General features: G+C 67.8%; 27 protein-coding genes. 12 read left to right on the top strand and 15 right to left on the bottom strand.

Annotated elements, in window-relative coordinates:
* Positions 1-225 precede the first annotated feature (225 nt).
* The 3 genes from LV475_RS10565 to LV475_RS10555 form a co-directional block, all read right to left on the bottom strand.
* Positions 226-795, bottom strand: a complete 570-nt coding sequence (locus tag LV475_RS10565) for a DUF302 domain-containing protein (protein WP_136867077.1) — start codon at positions 793-795, stop codon at positions 226-228.
* Between the two features lie 216 nt (positions 796-1,011).
* The gene (locus tag LV475_RS10560) at positions 1,012-2,436 is read right to left on the bottom strand and encodes a PhoH family protein (protein ID WP_136867076.1); all 1,425 of its coding nucleotides are present in this window, start codon (positions 2,434-2,436) and stop codon (positions 1,012-1,014) included.
* A gap of 46 nt (positions 2,437-2,482) precedes the next feature.
* Positions 2,483-2,977 (bottom strand): peroxiredoxin, encoded by a 495-nt coding sequence (locus LV475_RS10555; protein WP_136867075.1) that lies wholly within the window; start codon positions 2,975-2,977, stop codon positions 2,483-2,485.
* Positions 2,978-3,250: 273 nt separating this feature from the next.
* Between LV475_RS10555 and dapA the strand changes: the two genes are divergently transcribed.
* Both dapA and LV475_RS10545 read left to right on the top strand, forming a co-directional pair.
* Positions 3,251-4,147 carry a 4-hydroxy-tetrahydrodipicolinate synthase gene (dapA, locus tag LV475_RS10550; RefSeq protein WP_136867074.1) on the top strand — a complete coding sequence of 299 codons (897 nt, stop codon included), beginning with the start codon at positions 3,251-3,253 and terminating at the stop codon, positions 4,145-4,147.
* Between the two features lie 65 nt (positions 4,148-4,212).
* Complete coding sequence (locus LV475_RS10545; RefSeq protein WP_169303615.1) at positions 4,213-5,328, top strand: NlpB/DapX family lipoprotein; 1,116 nt, start codon at positions 4,213-4,215, stop codon at positions 5,326-5,328.
* 130 nt (positions 5,329-5,458) lie between these two features.
* Here LV475_RS10545 and folE2 read toward each other — a convergent pair whose 3' ends face one another.
* The 12 genes from folE2 to LV475_RS10485 form a co-directional block, all read right to left on the bottom strand.
* Positions 5,459-6,247, bottom strand: a complete 789-nt coding sequence (folE2, locus tag LV475_RS10540; protein ID WP_136867072.1) for a GTP cyclohydrolase FolE2 — start codon at positions 6,245-6,247, stop codon at positions 5,459-5,461.
* A 99-nt stretch (positions 6,248-6,346) separates the two neighbouring features.
* Positions 6,347-6,748, bottom strand: a complete 402-nt coding sequence (gene queD, locus LV475_RS10535) for a 6-carboxytetrahydropterin synthase QueD (RefSeq protein WP_250106283.1) — start codon at positions 6,746-6,748, stop codon at positions 6,347-6,349.
* Positions 6,745-8,670, bottom strand: coding sequence for a 1-deoxy-D-xylulose-5-phosphate synthase (dxs, locus tag LV475_RS10530; protein WP_250106282.1), 1,926 nt, complete (start codon positions 8,668-8,670; stop codon positions 6,745-6,747). Before dxs ends, queD begins: the two co-directional genes overlap by 4 nt.
* Positions 8,670-9,644: a polyprenyl synthetase family protein gene (locus LV475_RS10525; protein ID WP_250106281.1), complete on the bottom strand. Its 975-nt coding sequence runs from the start codon at positions 9,642-9,644 to the stop codon at positions 8,670-8,672. Before LV475_RS10525 ends, dxs begins: the two co-directional genes overlap by 1 nt.
* 5 nt (positions 9,645-9,649) lie before the next feature.
* Complete coding sequence (locus tag LV475_RS10520; RefSeq protein ID WP_250106280.1) at positions 9,650-9,931, bottom strand: exodeoxyribonuclease VII small subunit; 282 nt, start codon at positions 9,929-9,931, stop codon at positions 9,650-9,652.
* 80 nt (positions 9,932-10,011) lie between these two features.
* Positions 10,012-11,394: a DNA repair protein RadA gene (gene radA / locus LV475_RS10515; protein ID WP_250106279.1), complete on the bottom strand. Its 1,383-nt coding sequence runs from the start codon at positions 11,392-11,394 to the stop codon at positions 10,012-10,014.
* 6 nt (positions 11,395-11,400) lie between these two features.
* Positions 11,401-12,675, bottom strand: coding sequence for an HlyC/CorC family transporter (locus LV475_RS10510; RefSeq protein ID WP_250106278.1), 1,275 nt, complete (start codon positions 12,673-12,675; stop codon positions 11,401-11,403).
* 172 nt (positions 12,676-12,847) lie between these two features.
* Positions 12,848-13,669: a cytochrome C assembly family protein gene (locus LV475_RS10505; protein ID WP_250106277.1), complete on the bottom strand. Its 822-nt coding sequence runs from the start codon at positions 13,667-13,669 to the stop codon at positions 12,848-12,850.
* 270 nt (positions 13,670-13,939) lie between these two features.
* Positions 13,940-15,343 (bottom strand): FAD-binding oxidoreductase, encoded by a 1,404-nt coding sequence (locus tag LV475_RS10500; protein WP_136867064.1) that lies wholly within the window; start codon positions 15,341-15,343, stop codon positions 13,940-13,942.
* Between the two features lie 5 nt (positions 15,344-15,348).
* Complete coding sequence (locus LV475_RS10495) at positions 15,349-15,912, bottom strand: phosphoheptose isomerase family protein (RefSeq protein WP_136867063.1); 564 nt, start codon at positions 15,910-15,912, stop codon at positions 15,349-15,351.
* Between the two features lie 68 nt (positions 15,913-15,980).
* A complete protein-coding gene (locus LV475_RS10490; protein ID WP_231505803.1) occupies positions 15,981-16,406 on the bottom strand; it encodes a YraN family protein in 426 nt (141 codons plus the stop codon).
* A 25-nt stretch (positions 16,407-16,431) separates the two neighbouring features.
* The gene (locus LV475_RS10485) at positions 16,432-18,378 is read right to left on the bottom strand and encodes a penicillin-binding protein activator (RefSeq protein ID WP_136867062.1); all 1,947 of its coding nucleotides are present in this window, start codon (positions 18,376-18,378) and stop codon (positions 16,432-16,434) included.
* A 179-nt stretch (positions 18,379-18,557) separates the two neighbouring features.
* On the opposite strand from LV475_RS10485, the gene rsmI reads away from it, so the two are divergent.
* From rsmI to flhB, 10 genes are all read left to right on the top strand, one after another.
* Positions 18,558-19,457 (top strand): 16S rRNA (cytidine(1402)-2'-O)-methyltransferase, encoded by a 900-nt coding sequence (gene rsmI / locus LV475_RS10480; protein ID WP_136867061.1) that lies wholly within the window; start codon positions 18,558-18,560, stop codon positions 19,455-19,457.
* Positions 19,458-19,606: 149 nt separating this feature from the next.
* Entirely contained in the window at positions 19,607-20,584 is a 978-nt protein-coding gene (locus LV475_RS10475; protein WP_136867060.1) for a GGDEF domain-containing protein, read from the top strand.
* Between the two features lie 148 nt (positions 20,585-20,732).
* Positions 20,733-21,251 carry a flagellar basal body-associated FliL family protein gene (locus tag LV475_RS10470; protein ID WP_136867059.1) on the top strand — a complete coding sequence of 173 codons (519 nt, stop codon included), beginning with the start codon at positions 20,733-20,735 and terminating at the stop codon, positions 21,249-21,251.
* A 57-nt stretch (positions 21,252-21,308) separates the two neighbouring features.
* Positions 21,309-22,361 (top strand): flagellar motor switch protein FliM, encoded by a 1,053-nt coding sequence (gene fliM / locus LV475_RS10465; RefSeq protein WP_250106276.1) that lies wholly within the window; start codon positions 21,309-21,311, stop codon positions 22,359-22,361.
* A complete protein-coding gene (fliN, locus tag LV475_RS10460) occupies positions 22,354-22,770 on the top strand; it encodes a flagellar motor switch protein FliN (RefSeq protein ID WP_250106275.1) in 417 nt (138 codons plus the stop codon). The genes fliM and fliN overlap by 8 nt, the downstream gene beginning before the upstream one ends.
* An 11-nt stretch (positions 22,771-22,781) precedes the next feature.
* A complete protein-coding gene (gene fliO, locus LV475_RS10455; RefSeq protein ID WP_169303611.1) occupies positions 22,782-23,225 on the top strand; it encodes a flagellar biosynthetic protein FliO in 444 nt (147 codons plus the stop codon).
* A gap of 253 nt (positions 23,226-23,478) precedes the next feature.
* On the top strand, positions 23,479-24,255 hold the full coding sequence (gene fliP / locus LV475_RS10450) for a flagellar type III secretion system pore protein FliP (RefSeq protein WP_430886876.1): 777 nt from the start codon (positions 23,479-23,481) through the stop codon (positions 24,253-24,255).
* Between the two features lie 147 nt (positions 24,256-24,402).
* Complete coding sequence (gene fliQ / locus LV475_RS10445; RefSeq protein ID WP_125198803.1) at positions 24,403-24,672, top strand: flagellar biosynthesis protein FliQ; 270 nt, start codon at positions 24,403-24,405, stop codon at positions 24,670-24,672.
* 10 nt (positions 24,673-24,682) lie between these two features.
* Positions 24,683-25,453 (top strand): flagellar biosynthetic protein FliR, encoded by a 771-nt coding sequence (gene fliR, locus LV475_RS10440; RefSeq protein ID WP_136868007.1) that lies wholly within the window; start codon positions 24,683-24,685, stop codon positions 25,451-25,453.
* A gap of 4 nt (positions 25,454-25,457) precedes the next feature.
* Complete coding sequence (gene flhB, locus LV475_RS10435) at positions 25,458-26,597, top strand: flagellar biosynthesis protein FlhB (protein ID WP_136868008.1); 1,140 nt, start codon at positions 25,458-25,460, stop codon at positions 26,595-26,597.
* The last annotated feature ends 29 nt before the right edge of the window (positions 26,598-26,626 follow it).

Genomic DNA, 26,626 nt, shown 5'->3' with positions numbered 1-26,626 from the left:
GCGTTTTTCGTTGCGGGGGTGTCGGGTTTGCTCGCGGCAGATGCAGGACGGCGCGGGGCGGTTGGCGAGCGGGCGGCCGACGACTGCCCGTGAGTCGCGCGGCATGGCGACTCATCGACCCATGGATGGGTGTCGGGGCGAATGGCGGGCAACAAAAAGCCCGGCGCGGGCGACCCCGGCCGGGCTGATCAAGTGCCCCCGCGGGGGCGACGGGCTGGTCGGGGCTTAGAAGCCGCCGCTGGCAGCCGACTGCATCATCTTCCACATGGTGTCGCGGACGTGCATGGCGTCTTTCTTGAAGTCCGGATCCATTTCCTTGCCACCGTGAACGAACATGTCCATGTTCAGGCTGTAGAGGTGGTAACCACCTTCTTCGTCCTCGACCACGGCGATGCGGCAGGGCAGGTAGGCGGAGAAGTACGGGCTGAAGTTGACGGCCTTGCGAGCGATCTGCGGGCTGCAGTACTGATAGATCATCAGGTAGCGCTGCTCTTCGCCGGTCTCGAGCTCGAGCTGCTTGGACAGCGGCATTTCGCCGACATTCATCAGGCCAGAACCGACGGCTGCCGACTCGATGCTCATCTTGATGTCGTCCGGACCGAGGCCGTCAGCAACTTCCATATGCCAGACAGTGGCCGCGCCCAGGTCGCCGCCGCTCTCGACAAACTTGTCGTACATGTTGCTGTAGATGTCCATGGCCTTCGGATCGAGGTTGTCCTTGACGGACAGGAACCCACAGCCGGACAGCGTCGCGATGGCGACGCCAAGGATCGATGCCTTGAGGAAATTACGCATTGTGTGACTCTCCCTGTGTAATTTTTCGTCTTGAGGCCAGGTGGCCTCGACGAATCCGATTATCTGCGCATTAGAACATGCTTACAAACTTGATTAATTTACTCCTGATAAAGGGGCTTAATTTGGCTATCCAGCCCCGTCATGGCGCGGTTTTTCGGGGTGAAAAACGCCCGCATCGCGGCGGGCGAGGCGGCGTTGGCGGGCAATTTTCGGCCCTCAGAGCACCTCGGCAGCAAACTCGGCCAGGCGCGAGCGCTCGCCCCGGGTCAGGGTCACGTGCGCCCCGTGGGGCCAGCCGCGGAAGCGGTCGACCACGAAGGTCAGCCCCGAGCTGGTCTCGGTGAGATAGGGGGTGTCGATCTGGGCGATGTTGCCCAGGCAGACCATCTTGGTGCCCGGGCCGGCGCGCGTGATCAGGGTGCGCATCTGCTTGGCCGTTAGGTTCTGCGCCTCGTCGATGATGACGAACTTGTTCTGGAAGGTCCGGCCGCGCATGAAGTTGAGCGAGCGGATCTTGATACGCGACTGCAGCAGGTCGTTAGTGGCCGCGCGTTCCCAGGAGCCGCCCCCGCCATCGGTCTTGGCCAGCACCTCGAGGTTGTCCATCAACGCGCCCATCCAGGGGGTCATCTTTTCTTCCTCGGTCCCGGGCAGGAAGCCGATGTCCTCGCCCACCGGGATGGTCACGCGCGTCATGACGATTTCGGTGAACAGCTTCTGCTCCAGCACCTGGGTCAGGGCCGCGGCGAGGGTCAGCAGCGTTTTGCCGGTACCGGCCTGGCCGAGCAGGCTGACGAAATCCACGTCGGGGTCCATGAGCGCATTCAGGGCAAAGCTCTGTTCGGGATTCCGCGCGGTGATCCCCCAGACCGAATGCCGCTCCTGCTGGTAATTGGTGACGCTCTCGAGCACCGCACTGCCGTCGGCCTCGACCTCGCGCACCACCGCGGTGAACGGCGAGGGTGCCTCGAGCCGCAGGTAGAGGTTGGGGTACCACTCGGCCGTGTCCGCGCCGTGGATGCGGTAGAACACCCGGCCCTCGTCCTGCCACGATTCCAGCGACTCGCCGTGCGCCTCCCAGAAGTCCGGGCCGAGGCTCTCGTGGCCGGTGTGCAGCAACGAGACGTCGTCGAGTACCTGGTCGTTGTGGTAGTCCTCGGCCTTCAGCCCGACGGCAGTCGCCTTGATCCGGAGGTTGATGTCCTTGGAGACCAGGATCACCTCGCGGTCCGTGACCCGCTCTTGCAGGGCAAGCGTGATACCGAGGATCTGGTTGTCCGCCCGGCTGCCCGGCAGACTCACCGGCAGGTCGTTGCTCTCCTCGCGGGTCTGCAGGAACAGCCGCCCGGTGGGTGTCACCGCGTGCTCCGGCTGGCCGTGCAGGGTGGTGTGGATGGGCAGACCCTGATTGATCGTCGTCATGTCGACGTCAGCGAGCATCTCGTCGAGGAACCGGCTGACCTGCCGCACGTTGCGCGCGGTCTCCGACTGGCCCTTCTTGCCGGCGTCGAGCTCCTCGAGCACGATCATCGGCAGGTAGATGTCGTGCTCCATGAAGCGGTAGAGGGCGGTGGGGTCGTGCATCAGCACGTTGGTGTCGAGGATGAACAGGCAGCGGGTCTTGCGGGTGGTGGTGATCATCGCGTGAGCTTGTCCCTGTGATTGGCGGGCGGGCGAGCGGTCGTCGTTAAAGGGCCTTGACCGCTTCGAGTACCGCCTCGACGTGACCGGGGACCTTGACCTTGCGCCAGGCCTCCCGGATCACGCCGTCGGCGTCGATGAGAAAGGTGCTGCGCTCGATGCCCTCGAAGCGCTTGCCGAACATGTTTTTCATGCGCAGGACGTTGAAGGCCTGGCTGACCGAGCGGTCGGTGTCGGCAATCAGGGGAAAGTCGATACCCTGCTTGTCGCAGAACTTGCGGTGACTGGCGGCATCGTCGTTCGACACCCCCACGACCCGGGCGCCGGCCGCCTCGAAGGCGGGCAGGGCGGCCTGGAAATCGCGCGCCTCGGTGGTGCAGCCCGGGGTGTTGTCGCGCGGGTAGAAGTACAGCACCAGCGGTTGGCCGCGCAGGTTGGCGAGGGTCAACGTGTCGCCGTCGGTGGTCTGGCCGGAGAAGTCGGGCGCTTTCTGGCCTGGGCGGGGGTCGGGGGACGCGGTGGCGGCGGTCTTGCTACTCATTGGACTCGATGGAACTCCTCGGCTGTGACGTCGTGATGAAACCGGGCCGGTAACGCCCGATGCCTGCTGCCAATATAGCAGCCGTCCGAGGGGCCGTGCGGGCCGTGGAGACCGGCCGTCGGAGCGCAGTGGACCCGGCTTGTCACTGGCCGATAACTGCCGGTACTATGCGAGTTTGGCCCCGCCCCCGATCGACCTGGAAGAAGGTCGTCGCCGGGGCCGGACGGCCACGATCCACCGATCCGTAGGCGATCTAGACACACGCGAGGCGACATGGCGGCGAACACGATTACCGGCAGCATGGTGGCCCTGGTCACCCCATTGCACGACGACGGCGCAGTGGATTATGTCGGTCTCAAACGCCTGATCGAGTGGCATGTCGATGCCGGCACCCACGCGATCGTCGCCGTCGGCACCACCGGCGAGTCGGCCACCCTCGATTACGAGGAGCACATTGCGGTCATTCGCGCCACGGTCGACCTGGCCGCCGGCCGCGTGCCGGTGATCGCCGGCACCGGGGCGAACTCCACCCGCGAGGCGCTGGCGCTGGCGCGCGGCGCCCGCTCGGCCGGTGCGGATGCGCACCTGTCGGTCACGCCCTACTACAACAAGCCCACCCAGGAAGGGCTCAAGCAGCACTTCCGGGCGATCGCGGACGCGGTCGACCTGCCGATGATCCTCTACAACGTCCCCGGCCGCACGGCGGTGGACATGGCCCCGGACACCACCCTGTCGCTGGCCGAGCACCCCCATATCGTCGGCATCAAGGAGGCCACCGGCTCGATCGAGCGCATGCGCGACATCATCCAGCGTGGCCCGGACGACTTCGCCGTCTACAGTGGCGAGGACAACCTGGGCGCCGCCTGCATGCTCTCCGGGGGCAAGGGCAGCATCTCGGTTACCGCCAACGTCGCGCCGCGGTTGATGGCGCAGATGGCCGAGGCCGCGCTCGCCGGCGACCAGGCCACCACGGAATCGCTGGACGCCCGCCTGGCCCCGTTGCACCGCGAGCTCTTCTGCCAGACCAATCCGATCCCGGTCAAATGGGCCCTCCACCGCATGGGCCTGATCGGGCCGACGCTCCGGCTGCCGTTGACGCCGCTGGACGACGTCTACCAGGCCGGGGTCGAGGAAGCACTCAACGAGGCCGGCTGTCTCGATCCCGATTGACCGGCACCACGCGTACCGAATTTTCCCCACCCGACATTCAACCAAGACACTGGAACCGAACAGGCATGCGATACCCCACCCCTTCCCGGATGTTGACCTTCGCCGCGCTGGCGGCCACCGGCCTGATCAGCGGTTGCTCCAGCATCCCGTTCGTCGGCGGCGATGACGACCGTGACGCCGAGCGCGCCGCGCAGCTGGAAGTGCCGCCGGCCTTCTCCGGCCCCGCGGCCGGCGGTTCGGTCGCGTTGCCCGAGATCGCCTCCGCACGCGCCGAGGCGATGGCGCGCAACGAGGAATCCGGCGTCCTGGCGACCGGCACCGACATCCGGGTGGCCGGCGAGCCGGGTAGCCGCTACCTGGTCGTGGGCACCGACCCGGACTCGGTCTGGCCGAAGCTGCAGGGCTTCCTGCGTGACGAGGGCTACTCGATCCGCCGACTCGAGCCCGGTGTCGGCCTGATCGAGACCGACTGGACCGGCGTGGCAAGCAACGACGGGGGCGGCTTCAACATCATGAGCTTCCTCAAGATCGCCCAGGACACCCTGTTCAAGCCGGACTCGATCGAGAAGGTGCGCCTGCGCATCGAGCGTGGCGAGGCCGACAACGAGACGCTGGTGTTCGTCACCGGCCAGAAGCGCGAGCTGACCGGCGACGAGCCGCTGGTCCCCGGCGACGAGAGCACCACCTTCGAGTACAGCAACCCGGTGGATTCGCAGGCCATGACCGCCGAGACCATGTCGCGGCTGGCAGCCTACCTCTCGGGTAGCGATGCCGAGGAGTCGCGCGCCCTGGTCGGGCAGAAGTTCTCCGCCCGTTCCAAGGTGATCACCGGCGAGGAGCCCGAGGATCGCTACATCGAGGTCAGCCAGTCCTTCCCGCGTGCCTGGAACCGCGTCGGTCTGGCCCTCGATCGCCTCGGCTTCGATCCGGTCTCGCGCGACCAGGACGACGGCGAGATCGAGGTCAAGCACAGCTACCCGCAAGCGCTCTACGAGGGCATCGTCATGCGCGGCGTGACCGTCGACAAGGACGCCGAGATGACCCTGCACCTGAACCTCGAGGTCCAGCCGCGGCGTGACGGCGGCACCGATGTGCGCATCGAGCGCATCAACGTCGCCGGCGGCACCCTGCCGCAGGACCGCGCGGTGATCCTCTCGCGGATCAACGCCGAACTGGAGTGACCGTCGCGGTCGGGCGGCAGCCGCCCGACCGAGTCACCCAAAACGAAGGCCCCGTCCGGTCGAGACGGGGCCTTTTTTGTTGCGAGATCGGTTGAACCGGAACCGATGGCGGGTGGATCCGTCCTGCGGCCTATCGTCCCGGGCGATGGATCACGGCCCAGGCCGAGTGGTTGTGGATCGACTCGAAGTTCTCGACGCCGATCGAGAAGCCGTTGATGCCCGGGTAGCCTTCCAGGGCGTTGGCGACGTCGCGCACCATGTCCTCGACGAATTTCGGGTTGTCGAAGGCGTACTCGGTGATCCACTTCTCGTCCGGGCGCTTCAACAGCCCCCACAGCGGGCAGGAGCCCTCGGCCTCGACCGCGGCGATCAGGTCGCGCAGCGACAGCGCGGGGTCGATGACCTCGGTCTCGACCGTGATGTGCGAGCGCTGGTTGTGCGCGCCGTAGGCCGAGATCTCCTTGGAGCAGGGGCAAAGGCTGGTGACGGGGATCACCAGCTTCAGGCCGACGTGGGGCCGGCCGTGTTCGACGCGCCCGATCAGGGTCACGTCGTAGTCCATCATCGCCCCCTGGCCGCTGACCGGCGCATCCTTGGCGACGAAATAGGGGAAGGTGAAGTGCGCCTCGCCGGACTGGGCCTCGAGTCGCTCGATCATCGCCCGGGTCCAGTCGGACAGACCGGCAATCGACAGCGTGAGCGGGCCCTCGTTGAGCAGCGCCACGAAGCGCGACATATGGGTGCCCTTCTTGTCGGCGGGCAGGCCGACGGTCAGTTGGCACTCGGCGACGGTGGCGTGTTCGCGGCCGTCGTCGAGGAACGTCATGGGATGACGAATCGCCTTGATGCCCACCTGGTCGATCGCGATATCGCGCGCATCGTGGCTGGACTGGACATCGGGCATGTCGTGGCTGTTCATGGGCAGTTCAAACGCTGTGTGAATGGGGTGGGCTGGCGCCGCGTGGGGCCAGACTCTAGCACGTCGCAACGTGCCTCGCCGGGCGGCTCAGGGTTTCCCTCAGGGGCGGAACGTGACCGCCGAACGGTCGTTCTCCCAGACGGTCACGGCCGAGACCCGGTAGGCGTCGGTATCGAAGCCGGCGGCCAGCGCCTGGTGGAAGTAGGCCGCGATGTGTTCGGCGGTGGGATTGACCGAATCGAACGGCGGCACCTCGTTGAGGTAGGCGTGATCGAGCCGCTTTGCGATCTCGCGCGCCTGGGCGCGGATGACCTTGAAATCGACCACCATGCCGACCTCGTCGAGCATCTGGCCGGTGACCTCGATCACCACGCGCCAGTTGTGGCCGTGCAGCCGGGCGCAGTTGCCGTCGTAGCCGTGCAACCGGTGGGCGGCGGCGAACTCGACCTCGGTGGTCAGGGTGTAGCTGCCCCCTGACGGCAGCGAATACGCGGTGCTCATGTGGCGCTCACCTTGTCTGAGTCCCCTATAAATGCGGCGATACTAGCGGCGATCGATCCAGAATCAAGCCCGGTGTCGGCCAGGCACTCCTCGCGGCTGCCGTGTTCGATGAATCGGTCCTCGATCCCCAGACGCAGGCCCGGACGACTCACGCCCCGCTCGGCCAGCGCCAGCAACAGCTCGCTGCCGACCCCGCCGATGCGCGCCCCTTCCTCGACCGTGACGACCGCGTCGTGCTCTGCAGCGAGTTCGGCGAGCGGCTCGATTGCCAGCGGCCGCGCCCAGCGCAGGTTGACCAGGGTGGCATCCAGCGTCTCGCAGATCGGGATCAGTCGCTCGACCATCGCGCCGACGCCGATCACCAGGACGCGCCGAGGCGCCTTCGCCGCGCTGCGACGCAGCAGGGTCGGAGCGGTGATGCCCTCGGCCAATGCGTGACCACCCAGCTCGGCCGGGCATTTGTCACGGGGATAGCGGACGAGACACGGTCCGTCGTGGGCCAGCGCCCAGTCGATCGCCGCGTCCAGATCGCGGGCGTCGGCCGGGGTGGCGACGGCGAGATTCGGCACGCTGGTCGCGAGCGCAAGATCGAAGCTGCCGGCGTGGGTGGGGCCGTCCGGGCCCACCAGGCCGGCGCGATCGACCAGGAAGGTCACCGGCAGATCCTGCAGGGCGATGTCGTGGATCACCTGGTCCCAGGCGCGTTGCAGGAAGGTCGAGTAGATCGCGACCACCGGGCGCATGCCCTCGGTGGCGAGTCCCCCGGCCAGTGTTACCGCGTGCTGCTCGGCGATGCCCACGTCGTAGAGGCGCTCCGGGAAGCGGGCGGCAAACCCCTTGAGCCCGGAACCCTCGATCATCGCCGGCGTGATCGCGACCACCCGTTCGTCCTTGGCGGCGTGGTGCTCCAGCCGGGTGGCGGCCACCTCGGTCCAGGTCGGCGGGCCGGCCGGCGTGGTGACCTTGTCACCCGAGGACGCCATCGCCCGGCTTACCCCATTGCGACCCACGCCGTGAAACCCGACCGGGTCGCGTTCGGCCGGGGCCAGGCCGCGGCCCTTCTGCGTGACCACGTGCAGCAGGCGCGGCCCGTCTTGTTGGCGTAGGTTGGACAGGGTGTCGAGCAGGGTGTCGAGGTCGTGGCCGTCGATCGGACCGAAGTAGCGAAAGCCCAGTTCCTCGAACAGGCTCGAGGCGCCCAACAGGTGGCGCATCCCGTCGCGCAACCCGGCCCGCGTCGAGCCGATCAGCTCGCCCAGCGGCCCGGCCTGGGCGAGCATTTCCTCGCCGGAATGGCGGAAACGCTCGATCAGCGGGTTGCTGCGCAGGCGGGTCAGGTGCTGGTTCAGCGCACCGACGTTCGCCGAGATGCTCATCTCGTTGTCGTTGAGGATCACCAACAGGTTCGCCTGCCGGTCGCCGGCGTGATTGAGGGCCTCGAAGGCCTGGCCGGCGGTCATCGCCCCGTCACCGATGACGGCGATCGCCTGGCGGTCCTCGCCCTTGCGTTCGGCGGCCAGGGCCATGCCGAGTGCCGCGCTGATCGAGGTGCTGGAGTGGCCGGCGCCGAAGGGGTCGTACTCGCTTTCCACCCGCCGGGTGAAGCCGGCCGGCCCGCCGTGCTGGCGCAGTCGGCTCATCCACCCGCGCCGACCGGTGAGCATCTTGTGCAGGTAGGTCTGGTGGCCGACGTCCCAGACCAGCCGGTCATGGGGGGTGTCGAACACCCGGTGGAGTGCCAGGGTGAGCTCGACCACGCCGAGGTTGGCGGCCAGGTGCCCGCCGGTCGCCTCGACCTGCTCGAGCAGGGCATGTCGCATCTCGTCGGCAAGCGCGGCGAGCGAGCCGCGCGAGAGGGCGCGAAGATCGGCCGGCTGTTCGATCAGGTCCAGCAGGTGCGTTTGGCGGGGCGACAGCGGCATCAGTGGTTGCGCCGGGTCACGAAGTCGAGACAGGCGGACAATGCCTCCGGGTCGGCGCCGAGGGTGCCCATCTCCCACAACACGGCGTGGGCATGGCGCACGGTGTCGTCGAGCTCGCGTCGCGCCCCGTCGAGGCCGGCGACGGTGACGTAGGAGCACTTGTCGGCGGCGGCGTCCTTGCCCGGGGTCTTGCCCAGGTCGTCGGCCGAGCCGGTGACGTCGAGGATGTCGTCCTGGATCTGGAAGGCGCGCCCCAGCAGCCGACCGAAACGGTCGACCAGTCGCAACTGGCGTTCCGGCAGGCCGGCCCAGCGAGCGCCCATGATCAGCGAGGCGCGGATCAGTGCGCCGGTCTTGCGATCGTGCAGGTCCGCCAGTCGGGCCAGGTCCGGCCCGTCCTCGTCCCCCGCCTGCCCGGCCAGGGCGAGGTCGATCGCCTGGCCGCCGACCATGCCCGCCGGGCCGATCGCCGCGGCGAGCTGGCGCGTCCAGTCGAGCCGGATCGAAACATCGGCCGGTGCCTCGGCCAGCGTGGTGAAGGCCAGGCTCTGCAGGGCATCACCGGCGAGGATGGCGGTGGCCTCGTCGAAGGCGCGGTGCAGGGTGGGGCGCCCGCGACGCAGGTCGTCGTCGTCCATGCTTGGCAGGTCGTCGTGGACCAGCGAGTAGACGTGCACGAGTTCGACGGCGATCGCCGCCGGCCACAGGCTGTCGAAGCGCGCCTCGGTCGTCGCGGGCCACGGGCGGCCGATCAGGCTGCCGAGGAAGACCAGGGCCGGGCGGAATCGCTTGCCGCCGCCGAGGGTGGCGTGGCGCAGGGCGGTTGCCAGTCGGGGCGGGGTGTCGGCGAGCCGGCGGTCGAGCGACTCGGTCAGCCGGTGCTCCACCTGGTCGCGGAACTCGGTCAGCCAGTCGTCGAAACCGTCCGGGGCGGTCAGGGGGGTGCCGGGGACGTGAGGCGTCGTGTCGGTCACGGGCGTCAGGACGAGCGCTCGTTGCGTCCGGGCTCGTCGGCGTCCGGCTCGTTGATCGCGGCCACGCGTCGCTCGGCTTCGTCGAGGGCGCGCTGGCACTGGCGCTCGAGCTCGACACCGCGCTCGTAGTCCTTCAGCGACTGCTCGAGGCTCTGCTCGCCGGTCTCCAGGCGCGCGACGATCTGCTCAAGCTCGGCCAGGGCCTGCTCGTAGCGGGTGATCGCGGAGGGATCGCCGTTCTCGACGGTCTGCGGATTGATGGTCTTGGACGCGGGGGAAGAATCCATGGGAAGCCTCTCGGATAGCGGCCCCGATTATATCGTTGCGGGGTGGGGCGGCCAAAAGCCGTGGCCGGAACGAGCCAGGCTCAGAAGGTGTCGACGGCCTCGATGGCCTCGTCGAGGTGGGCCACGGCGATGACCTCGAGCCCGTCGATCGGCTTGGTCGGCTTGTTGCCCCTTGGGACGATCGCGCGGGTAAAGCCGTGCTTGGCCGCCTCAGTCAGTCGTTCCGGGCCGCCCGGGACCGGGCGGATCTCGCCGGCCAGGCCCACCTCGCCGAAGATCACCAGCCCCTGCGGCAGCGGGCGGTCGCGGAAGCTCGAGAGCATGGCGATCAGGCTGGCCAGATCCGCGGCGGTCTCGTTGACACGCACCCCGCCGACCACGTTGAGGAACACGTCTTGGTCGAACAGGGCGACCTGGCCGTGGCGGTGCAGCACGGCGAGCAGCATGGCCAAGCGGTTCTGGTCGAGCCCCACGGTCAGCCGGCGCGAGCCGCCGCCGGGGTGGTCGGCCACTAGGGCCTGTACCTCGACCAGCATTGGCCGGGTGCCCTCGCGGGTGACCATCACCACGCTGCCGGGTACCGGCTTCTCGTGGCGGGAGAGGAAGATGGCCGAGGGATTGGAGACGGGTTTCAGGCCATGGTCGGTCATGCCGAACACGCCCACCTCGTTGGCGGCGCCGAAGCGGTTCTTGACCGCGCGGATGACGCGAAAGCGCGCGCCGGGGTCGCCCTCGAAGTAGAGCACCGTGTCGACCATGTGCTCGAGCACGCGCGGGCCGGCCAGCGCCCCTTCCTTCGTCACGTGGCCGACGATCAGCACGATCACGTCATGGCGCTTGGCGAAACGCACCAGTTGGGCGGTCGCCTCCCTGAGCTGCGATACCGAACCCGGCGCGGCCGAGAGCTCCTCGGTGTAGAGCGTCTGGATCGAGTCGACCACCATCAGCCCCGGCAGGGATTTCGAGCAGGCCGCGAGGATCGACTCGATGCGTGTCTCGGAGAGCAGGGTCAATTCGCCGGCCCGCCCGGCCAGGTCCGTGCCCAGCCGCCGACCGCGCAGGGCGACCTGCTGCAGGGATTCCTCGCCGGTGACGTACAGGCATTCGATGCGGTCCTGCAGGCCGAGCACCGTCTGCAGGAGCAGGGTGGACTTGCCGATGCCCGGGTCGCCGCCGAGCAGCACCACCGAGCCGGGCACCAGCCCGCCGCCAAGCACACGGTCGAGTTCGCCCAGCCCGCTCGATTCGCGTGGGGTGTCGGAGACCTCCACCTCGCCGATGGCGGTGATACGCGGCGCCTCGCCGGCGTAGCCGGCCACCTCGCGGGCAGGTGACTTGCCGCCCGGCAGGCGCATCTCGGCCAAGCTGTTCCAGGCGCCGCATTCGCTGCAGCGGCCGGCCCACTTGGGGTGATCGGCACCGCACTCGCGGCAGACGAAGGCGGTCTGGCTCTTCTTCGCCATGCGACCTCAGCCCTCGCTGTCGTCGCGCTTGAAGGTGGTGATCAGGGCCGTGTCGACCGCGCGCTTTCTCACCGTGCGCACCTCGATGTGGGCATCGGGCAGCTCGACGGCGGCGCCCACGGTGGGCAGGGATTCCAGTTGCTCGATCACGAGACCGTTGAGCGTGCTGGCCTCGTCGGTGGGCAGCTCGATCTCGAGCTCGCGGTTGATCTCGCGGATCGGCAGGTTGCCGCGCACGATGTAGCGCCCGTCGTCCTGGAGCGTGATGCCCTCGTGATCCGAGTCGGGCGAGGTGGTGAACTCGCCGACGATCTCCTCAAGGATGTCCTCGAGCGTCACCAGGCCCTGGATGTCGCCGTACTCGTCGACCACCAGTGCCGAGCGGCGCTCCTGGCGCTGGAAGTTCAGCAGCTGGGTGGTCAGCGGCGTGCCCTCGGGGACGTAGTAGGGCTCGGCCAGCCGGCGCTTTAGACGCGGGAGCGTCAGGCTCTGGTCGATCAGCGGGCCGATCAGGCGGCGGACGTTGATGATGCCGATGGTGTGCTCGACCGAGCCCTCGAACACCGGCAGCCGCGAGTACTGGGCGTGGATCAGCTGGTCGAGGATGTCGTCCCAGTCCTGCGTGATGTCGATGCCGACGATCTCGGCGCGCGGGATCATGATGTCCTCGACGCTGGCCTGGCCGAGCTCGAGCACCGACAGGAGCATGGTCTGGTCGAGGTCCGGCAGGCGCTGGCCGGATTCGCGGACGATGGTGTGCAATTCGGCGCGTGTCAGCGCGTTCGAACCCCGGTTCTTCGGGTGCAGGCCGAAGATCGAGAGCAGGCCGTTGGCCAGCCAGTTGATCAGCCAGATCACCGGACGCAGCGGGCGGATCAGGAACGTGTAGACGAACGAGGCCGGGAAGGCGAACCGTTCGGGGAAGACCGCGGCGGCCGTCTTGGGCGCCACCTCGCCGAAGATCAGCAACAGCAGGGTCATCGCCCCGGTCGCGATCGCGATGCCGGAATCGCCGAACAGCCGCAGGCCGATCACGGTGGCGATCGACGAGGCGAGGATGTTGACGAAGTTGTTGCCCAGCAGGATCAGGCCGATCAGTCGATCGGGCTCGTCGAGCAGCCGGGAGGCGAGCACCGCGCCGCGTTGACCCTGCTTTGCCAGGTGGCGCAACCGGTAGCGGTTGAGCGCCATCAGCGCGGTCTCCGAGCTGGAGAAGAAGGCGGACAGGACGATGAGCACGGCCAGGGCCGTGAACAGAAAACCTAAGGGTATTTCGTTCAAGAGGGGGTGCGCTTGTGATTGAACCAGCGGGAAGTGTACGGCGAAGACCGCCGTATTTCGAGCCGGGTGGTCGTGGTCGGCGCACGCGGCCCGGCACCGGTGACCCGGCGCGCGTTCGGGGCGCGCCTGGTCAGGTCTTCTGCGCGCCCCGAGCGGGGCTCACCCGGGTGGCTCAGCCGAGGTTGAGGATCCACTCGAGCACGATCTTGGTGCCGAAGTAGGCCAGGCCCATCAGGATGAAGCCGGCCAGCGTCCACTGGACCGCGGTGCGCCCGCGCCAGCCGGCGATGTGCCGACCAGCGAGCAGCACGGCGAACACCACCCAGGCGATCACCGACAGGACGGTCTTGTGCACCAGGTGCTGGGCGAAGATGTTCTCCAGGAACAGAAAGCCGGTGACCAGGGCCAGGGTAAGCAGCAGAAAGCCGATGACGATGAAGCGGAACATCAGCTGCTCGACCGATTCCATCGGCGGCAGTCGACGGATCCAGCCGGCCGGGTGGTGGCCGTGCAGTGCCTGGTGCTGGATCAGGAGCATCACGCCCTGCAGGGCGGCCAGGGTGAGCAGGGCATAGGCCGACAGCGAGATCAGGATATGCGCATCCAGGGCGATCTCGCCGGTGCGGATGGGCACGTTCGACTCGGGCACGAACACGGTCAGGAACACGGTAACGGCCGTAACCGGCAACAAGACCACCGCGATGCCCTCGAGCCGTTCGCGGAAGGCGCTAACCACCGTGATCGCGCTGGCCAGGCCGAATACCGCGGCGAGCGCATTGAGCACGCTCAGGTTGAGCGCGGCCGGGTTGGGCTGGAAGCCCAGCTGGTAGAGCAGGGCACCCTGGCCGACCAGGGCGGCGACCGCGATCAGCAGACCGGGCAGGCGGAAGGAAAGCCGCTCGAAGCGTTGCCACTGGTCCACCAGCAGCAGGATGGTGGCCAGTGCAAAGCCGGTGATGGTCGCGGTGGCGAGAAAGGTGACGCTATGGTCCACGTGGGACGCTCCTCCTGGAATCGGGGCCCCGGATCGGCCCGGGTCAGCCGAGTGGGGTCGTGTCGTTAGGAAAACTCTGCATGAATGCCATAACCCTCTGCGCGCCTTGAGCCGGGCAGATGCAAGGCGTTCGTCCGCCGCGGAAGGGTGATTCCCTTTCCAAGGACGACAACGCAGCAGGTGCCCGGCTCAAGGCGTGCCCTGCGGGGCAAGCCAGAGTGGCATGGCATTCTTGCAGAGTTTCCCTAGACGGCACAGTCTGCCACAGAGTCAGGACGGCAATGCCTCGTCGGGTCGGTCGGGCAGTTTCTTGTGCGGGTTGAGGATGCCGGCCGGGTCGAAGACCGCCTTGATGCCGCGCATCAGGTCGAGCGAATCCGGCGGGATCTCGCGGGAGACGAACTCACGCTTGACCAGCCCGATGCCATGCTCGCCGGAGAGCGTGCCGTCGAGGCGCAGCACCGCGTCGAACACCTCGTCCAGGGCCTGCTCGGCGCCGGCCATCTGCGCCGGATCGTCCGGGTCGACCAGCAGGTTGACGTGGATGTTGCCGTTGCCGGCGTGACCGAAGCTGACGATGGTGATGGCATGCCGGGTGGCGATCTCGTCCAGGGTCTCGATCAGGCGCGGGATGCGCGAGACCGGCACGACCACGTCCTCGTTGATCTTCTTCGGCGCGACCTGGCGCAGGGTGGGCGAGAGTGCCTTGCGGGCGGCCCACAGCCGCGCCTGTTCCTCGGCGGTCTGCGCGACGGCGATGTCGGCCTCCGGCGAGCGCGCCGCCGCGACCACCCGTTCGACCGTCGCGTCGATACCGCTCTCGTCGCCGTCGACCTCGATCATCAGCATGGCCCCCGCGGATGATGGGATCTCGACCGCCGAGTTCTTGCGCAGCAGGTCGAGGGCATTGCCGTCGATGAACTCGATCGCCGCCGGGGTGGCCGGCTGGGCCATCACGCGCGAGACCGCCGCCGAGGCGGCATGCATGTCCGGGTAGAAGGCGCGCAGCAGGCGCCGGGTCTCGGGCAGCGGCGTGAGCTTGAGCGTTGCTTCGGTGATCACGCCCAGCGTGCCCTCGCAGCCGATCAGCAGCCGGGTCAGGTCATGCCCGACCACGCCCTTGGTGGTCTGCGAGCCGGCCTTGATGGTCCGGCCCCGGCCGTCGACGGCCTTGAGGCCCAACACGTTCTCCCGCGTGGTGCCGTATTTGACCGCGTGCGGACCGGCGGCGTTGCAGCCGAGGTTGCCGCCGATGGTGCACAGGGCATTGCTGGTCGGGTCGGGTGGCCAGAAAAAGCCCCGTTCGCCGACGATCCGTTGCAGGTCGGCGTTGATCATCCCGGTCTGGACCACGATCAGGCGGTCCTCGGGGCGAAAGTCGAGCACCCGGGTCATGCGATCGGTGACCAGCACCACCCCGCCGCGTACCGGCACCGAGCCGCCGGCCGTGCCCGTGCCGCGTCCGCGCGTGGTCACCGGCACGCGGTGGGCGTAGGCCAGGCGCATGATCTCGGCCACCTCGTCGTGATCTTCCGGGAAGACCACCACCGCCGGGGCGTGATGAACCCGGCTGTTGTCCATGCCGTAGGCCCAGGTCGAGCCGGCATCCCGGAGGATGCGTTCGGCCGGCAGGACGTGGGCAAGCTGGTCGAGGAAGGCGTCGAGTGCGCTCATGGGAGTCAGTCGGTCAGGCCGAGCAGTTGACGGTCGACCAGGTCGACCAGGGCGTGGATGCACTTGATCTGCGTCTCGTAGGCGATGCCGGGGCGCTCGGTCGGGATGCAGATCAGTCGATCCTGGCTGTGCAGGTGCGGGGCGATCACCTCTTCGGAACCCGCCGAGAGCAGGACCACCTGCATGTCGCGCTCGTGGGCCGCGCGCAGCGCTGGCAGGATGCCGTCGACCGCGTTGCAGCTGATGGCGAACAGCACGTCGCTCTGGGCGCCCAGTGCGCGAATGGAACGGACGAACGGCTCCTTGCCGCCCGGGTATTCGGACAGGGCCATGACGGGCAGGCCCGGCCGCGGGTGCTCCAGTTGCCCGGTCATCAGTCGGGCGAAGTAGTGCGCCATGTCGCTGCGCTCGCGCGAGCCGCAGGCGTAGACGCGCTGGCCGTTCAGTACGGCGGTCAGGATGACGCCCGCGGCCTCGAGCGCCTGTGGCGCACCGGCGTCCAGCAACTGGCCGATCTCGGCGAGATCCTTGTCGAAGCGTTGTTTCAGGCCGTCGAGAATGTCGCTCATGCGTGTCGGGTCCGTGCAGTCGTGGCGAAGTGGTTGCGTGCCGTCATGGTGAGTCGTGCCGACCTTCCCTAAAAGGCGTCGGCCAGCCAGTCGATGTGATTGTGGTCGCCGCGCGCCGTGACCGCCACCACGTCGAAACGGCAGTAGAGTCCTTGCCAGGCCGGCTGGGCCGCGATCAGGCGCTCGGCGGTTTCGCGCACCTTGGCGCACTTGCGCGGCGACAGGCTTTCCGCGGCACTCACCAGGGCCCCGCCACCGCGGGCGCGCACCTCGACGAACACCAGGGTGTCGCCGTCGCGCAGGATCAGGTCGATCTCGCCGCGTCCGGCGCGGGCGTTGCGCCGCAACGGCGTGAGGCCGGCCCGCTCGAGGTGGGCCAGGGCCAACGCCTCGGCCTCCTGGCCGAAGCGGCGTCGATGGGCCTGCGGTCCATCGTCAGCAGCCTCGTGGCGGCGCCACCAGTGCCGTAGGGCGTCCATGCCGCGGCGTGTCATGCTCGATCGACTGCCTTGCGGCCGGTCAGGGCGTCAAGGTCGGTTGGTCGGCGCCGCCCATGGTCGCGTCGGGCGAGGTGGTGCCCGGTAGCCGGGTCGGGCTGGTGATCGAATCCGGCAGGGCGGCGCCCGGGGTCGGGTCGACCGGCCGGATCAGGCCGTCCCGGAACTGCCCCCAGCGCGGCTGGCGCTCGACCACGCCGGTGGCGGTGACCGACAGCTCGCCGGTCAGCCCGTCCAGGGTCCCGCCTTGCAACAGGGTGTCCATGCGCCCGGCCAGTGCCGCGGCATCGGCGCCGAAGGCGAACAGGCGGGGCAGCGAGCCGGCCAGCTGGGCCTGCTCGTAGGTGATGCGCAGCGGGTGTTCCGGGCCGGCCGTGCCGGCGAGCAGCAGGGGGGCGATCGGGATGATCACGCCGTCCTTGTCGGCATCGCCGCGCGGATCGCGGTTGCCGTTGTAGGCCAGTCCCAGGCCGTAGCGCGGCAGGTCCTCGGCACCGAAATAGTCGAGTTGCGGAACCACCAGCGTCAGCTCGTCGCCGCTGGCGGCCAGAAAGATCGCATCGAGGTCGTCGCGGATGATGGGTTGGAATGGGCCGTCGTCGGACTTGGTGCGTACCCGCAGCAGGTCGCGCAGTTCGCTGGAGAAATCCGTCTGGCCGGAGGCGAAACGGGCGCGGTCGACGACCTCGCCACCCAGCAGTTCGAACTCGTTGGCGAAGGCCTCGCGGGTGCGTTCGCCCAGTCGGTGGTCGGCCGAGAAGATCGCGGCCCGGCGGTGGCCGTCGGTCCACATGCGCCGGGCGACCGCCGCGGCGTCCTGTTCCGGCGACAGCGAGAAGCTGACCACGCCAACGGGCAGGCTTTCGCCCGACGGGGGCGTATTCAGCGCGATGGCCAGCGGCCCATCGGCCGGTAGGGCGGCCAGCGCACCCAGCTGATCCTTGAGCAACGGGCCGATGATCAGGGCCGCGCCCGCCCGTTGAGCCTGCTCGATCGCGGCGTTGGCGCCGATCCGGTCGCTGCCCGAGTCGAAGAACAGCAGCTCCCGGCTACCCAGCGCACCATTGTCGCGGGCGTACTCGATGCCGGCGCGGATCTCGCGGGTGATGCCGGCATAGCGCTCGCCTTCCGGCAGCAGGACGGCGACCGGGCCGGTTGCGGCCGGTGCGGTCAGCTGGCCCACCGGGGCGGCGGCGCCGAGCATCTCGATAAACCCGCTGTCGATCGCCGGGTGGCTGCGGTGATCGGCCATCCAGCGGTCGATCTGACCCGGTTGTTCGCGGTAGGTCAGGGCCAGTTGCACCCAGCCGGCAAACTGGCGGTCGGTGGTGTCCTCGGCGGCACGACGCAGGCGGTCGGTCGGCACCTCGGTAAGCCGGTTCCACAGGCGGGCGTGGTTTTCCTGGCGTTGATCGTCGGCGAGCCGATCGTCGACCGCGGCGTAGTAGCGTGCCGCGGCCAGGGGATTGCCCAGCTCGGCCTCGAGCGCGCCGAGCAGGATCAGGCGTCGGCGCTCGCTGTCGGCATCCAGCGGCAGGGGAATGCGATGGATGGTTTGCCGGGCCTGATCCGGATTGCCGGCACTCCATTCGCCCACACCGCGGGCAATGGCTGCGCGGCGGGCATTGATCGCCTGCCAGCGCCCCTCGGTATCCGCCTGCTGGTAGAGTTCGCGGGCCAGCGCCAGTTCGTGGGCATCGATCGCGGTTTCCAGTGCGCCCAGCTGCTGTTCGGCGCGGGCCGCGCCGGAAAGCGTCTGAGAGAGCGCCATGCGGGCGCGGGCCAAGGCGGCCGGGTCCTCGGCGCTGATGGCCTGGTCGACCTGCGTCTGCGCCGCCTTGCGCTGGTCATCCTGCGGCGAGGTGGCCATCTGGGCACAGCCGCCCAAAGCGAGGCCCAGGGTCAGCAGGCTGGCCATCAGGGCCCGCCGGGTGACAGGGTGGGCGAGCGGGCGAGGGCGTGTCGGCATGCGATCCGTCTCCGGTAACGTGTCGGTTTGCGTGCTGGCGGCCGGAGACGACGGGGTCGCGTCCGGCTGATCGCCGGCTGTTCGGTTGTGGTCTCCGGTCGAGGTGGACCACCGGGAGGATGGCTCGTTCGCTCGAACGGATCCGGAAACACTGAAAAATCGTGAGTGAGTATAACCAAATGTCCAGTCCGAATGCGGGGTCGCGCCCCGCGGGCGAAACCGGTGGTCGCTGGGTCGAGCCCGGCCACCTCTACGTGGTGGCCACGCCGATCGGCAACCTTGCCGACATCAGCGAGCGCGCGGTCTCGGTGCTCAAGGGCGTGGACTTCATCGCCTGCGAGGACACACGGCACGCGCGCGTCCTGCTGGATCACCTCGGGGTGCGCCGGGAACTGGTCGCCCTGCACGAGCACAACGAGCGGGGCGCCAGCGAGTCCATCGCCCGCCGGTTGGCCGACGGGCAGTCGGCGGCGCTGATCAGCGATGCCGGCACGCCGGCAATCAGCGACCCGGGCGAGGTGCTGGTCCGGGTGCTGGTCGATGCCGGCCTGCCCGTGGTGCCGGTGCCCGGTGCCTCGGCCGTGATCGCGGCCTTGTCGGCCTCGGGCCTGCCGGCCCGTCCCTTCTGGTTCGAAGGATTTCTGCCGGCGCAGGACAAGGCGCGTCGCGACCGGCTCGACCGCCTGGCCGACGTCGAGGCCACCCTGGTCTTCTACGAGGCGCCCCACCGGATCGTCAAATGCGTGGCCGCGGCCGCCGAACGCCTGGGTGGTGATCGACGTGCCGTGCTCGCTCGCGAGCTGACCAAGCGTTTCGAGCAATTCGCCCACGGCTCGCTCGAGGCCTTGGTCGGGGAGCTGGCCGACGGCGACGTTCCCGCCCGGGGCGAGTTCGTGTTCATGGTGGCGCCGGCCGACGCCCGGGCGGAGGCGCCGGCGGCCGAGGCCGAGGCGCTGATCTCGGCGCTGATCGAGGAGGGCGTGGCGCCCAAGACCATCGCTCGCGTGGTCTCCCGGACCACCTCGCTGTCGCGCAACGCGGTCTACGCGGAGGTACTGGCGCGGCGCAAGGAGTCCTGAGCCGGACGGCGGGGCGCGAGTGGAGCGCCTGGCAGGGCAGCGAGTCGTGCGTTGAGACCGACCACATATCCTGATTGGCATACATGCTGCATAAGCCCCTGGGCATCGACACGGTGCGCGCCTGGACGCCGCCGTGACGACCCAAACCGATGACCACCTTAGTGGTCGTACATCAGGGGTTTAACCGCATGGCCTACTACCTCACCAGCGACGAATCACTTTGCGGGCAGGCGCCGTCTCGCCTCGCCGGCGCCTATCGCGCGCCGCTCGAGCGCCACGCGGCGATCGAGACGCCCGCTGCGCGCGCAGAGGCACTGCTCGCCTCGCTGCTGCGTTGCGTCAACGTCGGCTCGGCGCTGGACACGATCCGGTCGCACGTCGAGGGGTTGCTGGCCGTGACGTCAATTTCCTGGCAGGTGGATGACGAGCGCTACTGCGGCACGGTCTGCGAGCCGTCCGAGCACACCATCCCGGTCGCCCTGTCGCTGGACGATCGCCCCTTTGGCCGGTTGCGCCTGCACAGTCGCCGTCCGGTGGGCGAGGCCGAACTGGCCGCACTGCGCGAGATGCTCGCCGTGGTGGCCTACCCGCTGCGCAACCTGCGCATGCTCGAGCACGCCCTGATCGCTGCCGAACACGACGCGTTGACTGGTCTCAAGAACCGGCGCGCCTTCGACCTCGAACTCAAGGCCGTGCATGCCCGCGTGGCGCGTTACGGTGGCCAGGCAAGCCTGCTGATCCTCGACATGACCCGCTTCAAGGCGATCAACGACACCTACGGCCACGACGTTGGCGATCGGGCGCTGGCTCGCGTGGCCGAGGGCCTGGATCGCTGCCTGCGCGAGACCGACAGCGCCTACCGCCTCGGCGGGGACGAGTTCGTGGTGATCCTGCCCGAAACCCCGTACCAGGGGGCGCGTCGCCTGGGCGCGCGGTTGCTCGACTGGTTCCGCGATCACCCGCTGCGCGAGCCCGGCGGCGAGCGGGTGCCGCTCAGGGCACGGATCGGGATGGCCCAGTTTCGCGAAGGCGACGACGCGGACGGCTGGTTCCGTCGGGCCGACCAGGCCCTGTACGGCAACCCCGAGCCGAACGGCGCGGGTCGCCGCCTGGGTCGTCTGGCATAAGACGCCTGCCACCCCCGGCGGCGGGTTCGGGTGAGGGAGTGGCAAATCAAGGCCAAACACGTGAGAATCGCGGACGTTTGTTAAACCGATTGTGACTGCCGGCCCCGACAACGGGGCCGACTCCGAAACACGTGACGAGGAACGAGAGATGGCCGAAGGCGACGAGGCAACCGCGGAAAAGAAAGGTAGCAACAAGCTGATCGTGATCCTGCTCGCGGTGTTGATTGTCGTGATCCTGGCGATCGGTGCCGTGGTGACGACGCTGTTGCTCACCGGCGACGACAAGCCGGCAGGCGAGGGCGAGGAGACCGCCGAGCAGAGCGAGGAGGCCGAGGAGCCCAAGGGGCCACCGATCACCGTCTCGCTGGGCGATCCGATCACGGTCAACCTGAGCAAGCCCAATGACGCCAACGTGCTGCAGGTGCAGCTCGATCTGGTCACCCGCGACCCGAAGGTCGAGGAGTTGATCAAGACCCAGCGCTCGCGGATCGTCAACGACGTGATGCTGGTGCTGAGCGACGTCGATTCGGCCGAACTGCGCACGCGGGCGGGCAAGGAGGCGCTGCAGGCGTCGCTGACCGAGGAGATCAACCGGATCCTCGAGGACGGCAGCGAGCTCGAGCAGCCGGTCGAGAACGTGTATTTCACCAAGCTCCTGATGCAGTGATGCGTTGGGTGATGCCCCCGGGGTTGGAGCCACGGGGCCAACAGGCGCGAGGCGCTTATGTCTGAAGCCGACATCCTCTCCCAGGACGAGATCGACGCGCTGTTGAACGGCGTCGACGAGGGCGACGTCGAGACCGAGCAGGGGGTCGGCGACCCGACCCAGGCCAAGTCCTACGACCTCACCACCCAGGAGCGCATCGTCCGGGGTCGGCTGCCGACGCTCGAGATGCTCAACGAGCGTTTCGCACGCAGCCTGCGGATTCGCCTGGTTTCCATGCTGCGCCGCTCGGTCGAGATCTCGATCGAGGGCGTGGAGATGACCAAGTTCTCCGAGTACATCCACACCCTGTTCGTGCCCACCTCGATGACGCTGATGCACGTGCGTCCGCTCAAGGGGCTGGGGATGTTCATGATGGAGTCGCGACTGGTGTTCTCGCTGGTCGACAACTTCTTCGGCGGCTTCGGCATGCACGCCAAGATCGAGGGACGCGACTTCACGCCCACCGAGCTGCGCGTGATCAAACGGGTACTCGAGCAGGCGACCGAGGAGATGCAGAACGCCTGGGCGGGCATCTACCCGATCATGTTCGAGACCGTCAGCCACGAGATGAACCCGCAGCTGGCGAACATCGTCTCGGCGACCGAGGTGGTGGTGGTCTCGAGCTTCCGCATCGAGGTCGAGGGCGGTTCGGGCAAGTTCGACTTCGTCGTGCCCTACTCGATGATCGAGCCGATCCGCGACCTGCTCGACGGCGGCATGCAGGGCGATCGCCTCGAGGTCGATGAGCGCTGGACCAAGGCACTCAAGCGCGAACTGGGTTTTGCCGAGATCGAGATGACCGCGCATCTGGCCGACGTGCGCATGTCGCTGAAGGACGTGGCGCACATGGAGGTGGGCCAGGTGATCCCCTTCGAGATGCCGGAATACTCCACGCTGGCCTGCGATGGCTTGCCGCTCTACCGCGGCAAGATGGGCGTGTTCAAGGGCAACAAGGCGATCCGCGTCGAGGAGCCGGTGCCCGAACGGCTCGAGCGGGCCACGCACCCCAACGAGATCCTGCGGGCGCAGATCCCCGGGTTGAATCAATCAGGAGACAAAGACGATGGCTGAAGAATCCGACAAGTCCACCGAGGACGACTGGGCGGCGGCCATGGCCGAACAGGCCGACTCGGAAGGCGGCCAGGGTGAGGCCGATCAGGCCGAGCCGGTCGGCATGGAGCAGTTTGCCGACGGCGCCCATCCCGACGATGACGAGAACCCGGTCAACTTCGACGTGATCATGGACGTGCCGGTCAACATCTCGATGGAGATCGGCCGCACCGCGATCAATATCCGCAACCTGCTGCAGCTGAACCAGGGCTCGATCGTCGAGCTCGACCGGCTGGCCGGCGAGCCGCTGGACGTGCTGGTCAACGGCACGCTGATCGCCCGCGGCGAGGTGGTGGTGATCAACGAGAAATTCGGCATCCGCCTGACCGACGTCATCAGCCCGGCCGAGCGCCTGCGCAAGCTGCGCTGATCGGGATGGTCATGCGAGTCATTCCGTTCCTGATGCTGCTCCTGCTGGCCGGCCCCGCCAGGGCCGCCGAGGCCATCGATCCGCTCGCGCCGAGCTATCTCGTCAAGCTGGTGATCAGCCTGATCCTGGTGCTGGTACTGATGTTCGCCCTGGTCTGGGTGGTCAAGCGCGTCGGCCGGCTGGACGCGCGCGCCGGCAACTACCCCATGCAGGTGCTCACGCAGATGTCGATCGGCCCCCGCGAACGCATCCTGCTGGTGGCCGTGGGCGATCGGCAGATGCTGGTGGGCGTGAGCCAGGGGGCGATCGAGTCGCTGGGCTGGCTCGACCCGCCGCTCGAGCCGCGTCGCCGCGACGGCGAGAACCCGAGCTTCGGCGACGCCTTCCAGGCGCAGCTGGCCGCCCGCTTCGGCAAGGGTGGCCAAGGTAGCAAGGGGAACTCGAACGATGGCTAGGGAAACTCTGCACGAATGCCATGCCACTCTGGCCTGTCGAGCCGTTCGTGATCAAGGCGCGTCGTCGCCGGCGTGCCGGTGGCCACGTCAAGACGACGCAACGCGGAGCACAGGCGGCTCGCCAGGCCCCGCAGGGCGCGCCTTGAGCCGGGCATCTGCTGCGTTGCCGTCCTTGGAAAGGGAGTCACCCTTCCGCGGCGGACGGACGCCTTGCACCTGCCCGGCTCAAGACGCGCAGAGCGGTATGGCATTCGTGCAGAGTTTCCCTAGCGTGCTCGGTCGGCTTTTCCTGCTGGTGTTGCTGGCCCTCGGCCTGTTCGGCGCGAGTGCGCCGGTGCTGGCCGAGCCGGGCCTGCCGGCGGTCACCCTGACCGAGGGCGAGAACGGCGAGACGCAGTACAGCCTGACGCTGCAGATCCTCGCCCTGATGACGGTGCTCACCCTGCTGCCGTCGTTGCTGCTGATGATGACCTCGTTCACGCGCATCATCATCGTGCTGGCCTTGCTGCGCCAGGCGCTGGGCACCGTGCAGACACCCTCGAACCAGATCCTGCTGGGCCTGGCGCTGTTCCTGACCTTGTTCATCATGGCGCCGGTGTTCCAGGCCGCCTACGACGAGGGCATCGGGCCGTACATGGCCGAGGAGATCGGCGCGATGGAGGCGATCGACCGGGCCTCGCAGCCGCTGCGCACCTTCATGCTCAACCAGACGCGCGAAAGCGACATCGCGCTCTACCAGGAGATCGGCGACTACCCGGACTTCGAGACGCCCGAGGACGTGCCGTTGACCGTGTTGATGGCCGCCTTCGTCACCTCAGAGCTCAAGACGGCGTTCCAGATCGGTTTCCTGATCTTCATCCCGTTTTTGATCATCGATCTCGTGGTCGCCTCGGTGCTGATGTCGATGGGCATGATGATGCTCTCGCCGATGATCGTCTCGTTGCCGTTCAAGATCATGCTGTTCGTGCTGGTCGACGGCTGGGCGCTCCTGATGGGTACGCTCGCGTCCAGTTTCTACATGGGGGGCTGACATGCAGGTGCCTCGAAAAACCGTCGCGAGCCGCCCGAGTGCAAGGAACCGCGTAGTGAGCGACGAGACATATCGAACCGATAGGCGAGGAGTGAGCGAGCACGTGACACCGCAATCGGGCGGCGTAGCAGGTTTTGCGAGGTACCTATGAGTCCGGATACCGTTATCGATCTTACCCGCCAGGCGCTCACGGTCATCCTGTACCTGTCGATGCCGATCCTGCTCACCGCGCTCGCGGTCGGTTTGTTGATCGGCATGTTCCAGGCGGCCACTCAGATCAACGAGATGACGTTGAGCTTCATCCCCAAGATGATCGCGGTGGTGGTCGCCATCCTGCTGGCCGCGCCGTGGATGCTGCAGGTGATCGTCGACTTCACCGAGCGGCTGTTTCACAACATCCCCTCGCTGATCGCCTGAGGCGCGCGCCTTGGAGCTGGCGATCGAGCAGATCCTCGGCTGGACCGCCAGTTACCTGTGGGTGCTGGTGCGGGTCGGGGCGATGCTGATGGTCGCCCCGATCTTCGGCTCGCAGTCCCTGCCGGTGCGCATTCGTCTGTTGATCGCCCTGGCGGTTTCCCTGGTGATCACGCCGATGGTGCCGGAGATACCGCCGGTCGATCCGCTCTCGATCGCCGGGGTCACCATGATCGTCCAGCAGATCCTGATCGGCGTGGCGATGGGCTTCATCCTCAACCTGGTGATCTCGGCCTTCGTGGTCGCTGGCGAGTCGATCGCCATGAGCATGGGCCTGGGTTTTGCCCAGACGGTCGACCCGCAGAACGGCGTCAGCGTGCCGCTGATCTCGCAGTTTCTGACCATCGTGGTCACCCTGCTGATGGTGGCGCTCAACGTGCCGGCGATGATCGTCAAGATGCTGGCGGACTCGTTCATCATCCTCCCGGTCTCGCCGGTGGGGCTGACCGCCGAGGACTTCCGCGCGATCGCCTGGTTCGGCCAGCAGATGTACATCAACGCGGTACTGGTCGCGCTGCCGGTGGTGACCACGCTGTTGATGGTGAACCTCGCCATGGGCGTGATCACGCGCGCCGCGCCGCAGATGAACATCTTCTCGGTGGGTTTCCCCGCCACCTTGATGATCGGCTTCTTCCTGCTCTTCCTCGCCGCCCCCCTCTGGTTCCCGAACGTGGAACAGTTCGTGCATCAGTCGTTCGTGCTGATCACGGAAATCCTGAGGTGAGTTGGTGGCGGAGAACGAGAACGGCCAGGAGAAAACCGAAGAACCCACCGCGAAACGACTACGCGAGGCCCGCGAAAAGGGCCAGGTGGCGCGTTCCCGGGAGCTGAACTCCTTCCTGCTTACCGTCGGTTCGGCCGCGGTGTTCCTGGTGTTCGGCGGCCAGATGATGCTCGGGCTGGCCGAGGTCGTGCGCAACTCGTTCATCATCGAGCGCGCGGACGTCTTCGACCAGGCGGCCATGTTCTCGCGGCTGGCGAATGCCTTTGTCGACGGCTTTCTTTCCTTCGTCCCGCTGTTCTTCGCCACCATCGTGCTGGCCATCGCGGCCACCATGGCAGTGGGCGGCTGGAACTTCTCCACCCAGGCGATGGCGCCGAAACTCTCCAAGATGAACCCGATCTCCGGGTTCAAGCGCATCTTCGGCGTCCAGGCCCTGATGGAACTCGGCAAGACCTTCGCCAAGTTCACGCTGATCACCGCCATTGGCGTGGCGGTGTTCTTTGCCTTCGAACCCGAATTTCTCAGTCTCGGGCTGCAGCCGTTCGACGCCGCCCTGGTGCACGCCGGCTGGTTGATCGCCTGGGGATTCCTGGCCGTATCCCTGGGCCTGCTGCTGGTGGCGCTGGTCGACGTGCCGTTCCAGATCTGGCAGCACCACAAGCAGCAGCGCATGACCCTCCAGGAGGTCAAGGACGAGCACAAGGACACCGAGGGCCGGCCGGAGATCAAGCAGCGCATCCGCCAGACGCAGATGCAGATGTCGCAGCGGCGCATGATGGAGGCGGTGCCCGAGGCCGACGTGGTGGTCACCAACCCGACCCACTACGCCGTCGCGCTCAAGTACGACGCCGAGGGCGTGGGCGCGCCGATGGTGGTGGCCAAGGGCGTCGACGAGATGGCGCTCAACCTGCGCAAGATCGCCGCCTCGCACGGGGTCGAGATCTTCGAGGCCCCGCCGTTGGCACGGGCCTTGTATACGCATGTCGAGATCGACGAGGTGATTCCCGCCGCGCTCTACACCGCGGTGGCCCAGGTGCTGGCCTACGTCTACCAGCTCAAGGAGGCCGCCCGCGGCGCCGGCCAGACGCCGGGGCGCCCGGATCCCGAGGTGCCCGAGGGTTTCGACGTGCCGGCCGCCGAGTGACGGCGGCAGCCAGGTGAAACGCCCGACCC

The organism is Guyparkeria hydrothermalis (assembly GCF_023555375.1).
GTDB classification, from domain to species: domain Bacteria; phylum Pseudomonadota; class Gammaproteobacteria; order Halothiobacillales; family Halothiobacillaceae; genus Guyparkeria; species Guyparkeria hydrothermalis.
This window is presented reverse-complemented; position numbering and strand designations above follow the sequence as displayed.

What these genes read in the sequence shown, in the direction of transcription:
- LV475_RS10565 (WP_136867077.1), bottom strand. Translation starts at nt 795, where the DNA reads ATGCGTAATTTCCTCAAGGCATCGATCCTTGGCGTCGCCATCGCGACG.
- LV475_RS10560 (WP_136867076.1), bottom strand. Translation starts at nt 2,436, where the DNA reads ATGATCACCACCACCCGCAAGACCCGCTGCCTGTTCATCCTCGACACC.
- LV475_RS10555 (WP_136867075.1), bottom strand. Translation starts at nt 2,977, where the DNA reads ATGAGTAGCAAGACCGCCGCCACCGCGTCCCCCGACCCCCGCCCAGGC.
- dapA (WP_136867074.1), top strand. Translation starts at nt 3,251, where the DNA reads ATGGCGGCGAACACGATTACCGGCAGCATGGTGGCCCTGGTCACCCCA.
- LV475_RS10545 (WP_169303615.1), top strand. Translation starts at nt 4,213, where the DNA reads ATGCGATACCCCACCCCTTCCCGGATGTTGACCTTCGCCGCGCTGGCG.
- folE2 (WP_136867072.1), bottom strand. Translation starts at nt 6,247, where the DNA reads ATGAACAGCCACGACATGCCCGATGTCCAGTCCAGCCACGATGCGCGC.
- queD (WP_250106283.1), bottom strand. Translation starts at nt 6,748, where the DNA reads ATGAGCACCGCGTATTCGCTGCCGTCAGGGGGCAGCTACACCCTGACC.
- dxs (WP_250106282.1), bottom strand. Translation starts at nt 8,670, where the DNA reads ATGCCGCTGTCGCCCCGCCAAACGCACCTGCTGGACCTGATCGAACAG.
- LV475_RS10520 (WP_250106280.1), bottom strand. Translation starts at nt 9,931, where the DNA reads ATGGATTCTTCCCCCGCGTCCAAGACCATCAATCCGCAGACCGTCGAG.
- radA (WP_250106279.1), bottom strand. Translation starts at nt 11,394, where the DNA reads ATGGCGAAGAAGAGCCAGACCGCCTTCGTCTGCCGCGAGTGCGGTGCC.
- LV475_RS10500 (WP_136867064.1), bottom strand. Translation starts at nt 15,343, where the DNA reads ATGAGCGCACTCGACGCCTTCCTCGACCAGCTTGCCCACGTCCTGCCG.
- LV475_RS10495 (WP_136867063.1), bottom strand. Translation starts at nt 15,912, where the DNA reads ATGAGCGACATTCTCGACGGCCTGAAACAACGCTTCGACAAGGATCTC.
- LV475_RS10490 (WP_231505803.1), bottom strand. Translation starts at nt 16,406, where the DNA reads ATGACACGCCGCGGCATGGACGCCCTACGGCACTGGTGGCGCCGCCAC.
- LV475_RS10485 (WP_136867062.1), bottom strand. Translation starts at nt 18,378, where the DNA reads ATGCCGACACGCCCTCGCCCGCTCGCCCACCCTGTCACCCGGCGGGCC.
- rsmI (WP_136867061.1), top strand. Translation starts at nt 18,558, where the DNA reads ATGTCCAGTCCGAATGCGGGGTCGCGCCCCGCGGGCGAAACCGGTGGT.
- LV475_RS10475 (WP_136867060.1), top strand. Translation starts at nt 19,607, where the DNA reads ATGACCACCTTAGTGGTCGTACATCAGGGGTTTAACCGCATGGCCTAC.
- LV475_RS10470 (WP_136867059.1), top strand. Translation starts at nt 20,733, where the DNA reads ATGGCCGAAGGCGACGAGGCAACCGCGGAAAAGAAAGGTAGCAACAAG.
- fliM (WP_250106276.1), top strand. Translation starts at nt 21,309, where the DNA reads ATGTCTGAAGCCGACATCCTCTCCCAGGACGAGATCGACGCGCTGTTG.
- fliN (WP_250106275.1), top strand. Translation starts at nt 22,354, where the DNA reads ATGGCTGAAGAATCCGACAAGTCCACCGAGGACGACTGGGCGGCGGCC.
- fliO (WP_169303611.1), top strand. Translation starts at nt 22,782, where the DNA reads ATGCGAGTCATTCCGTTCCTGATGCTGCTCCTGCTGGCCGGCCCCGCC.
- fliQ (WP_125198803.1), top strand. Translation starts at nt 24,403, where the DNA reads ATGAGTCCGGATACCGTTATCGATCTTACCCGCCAGGCGCTCACGGTC.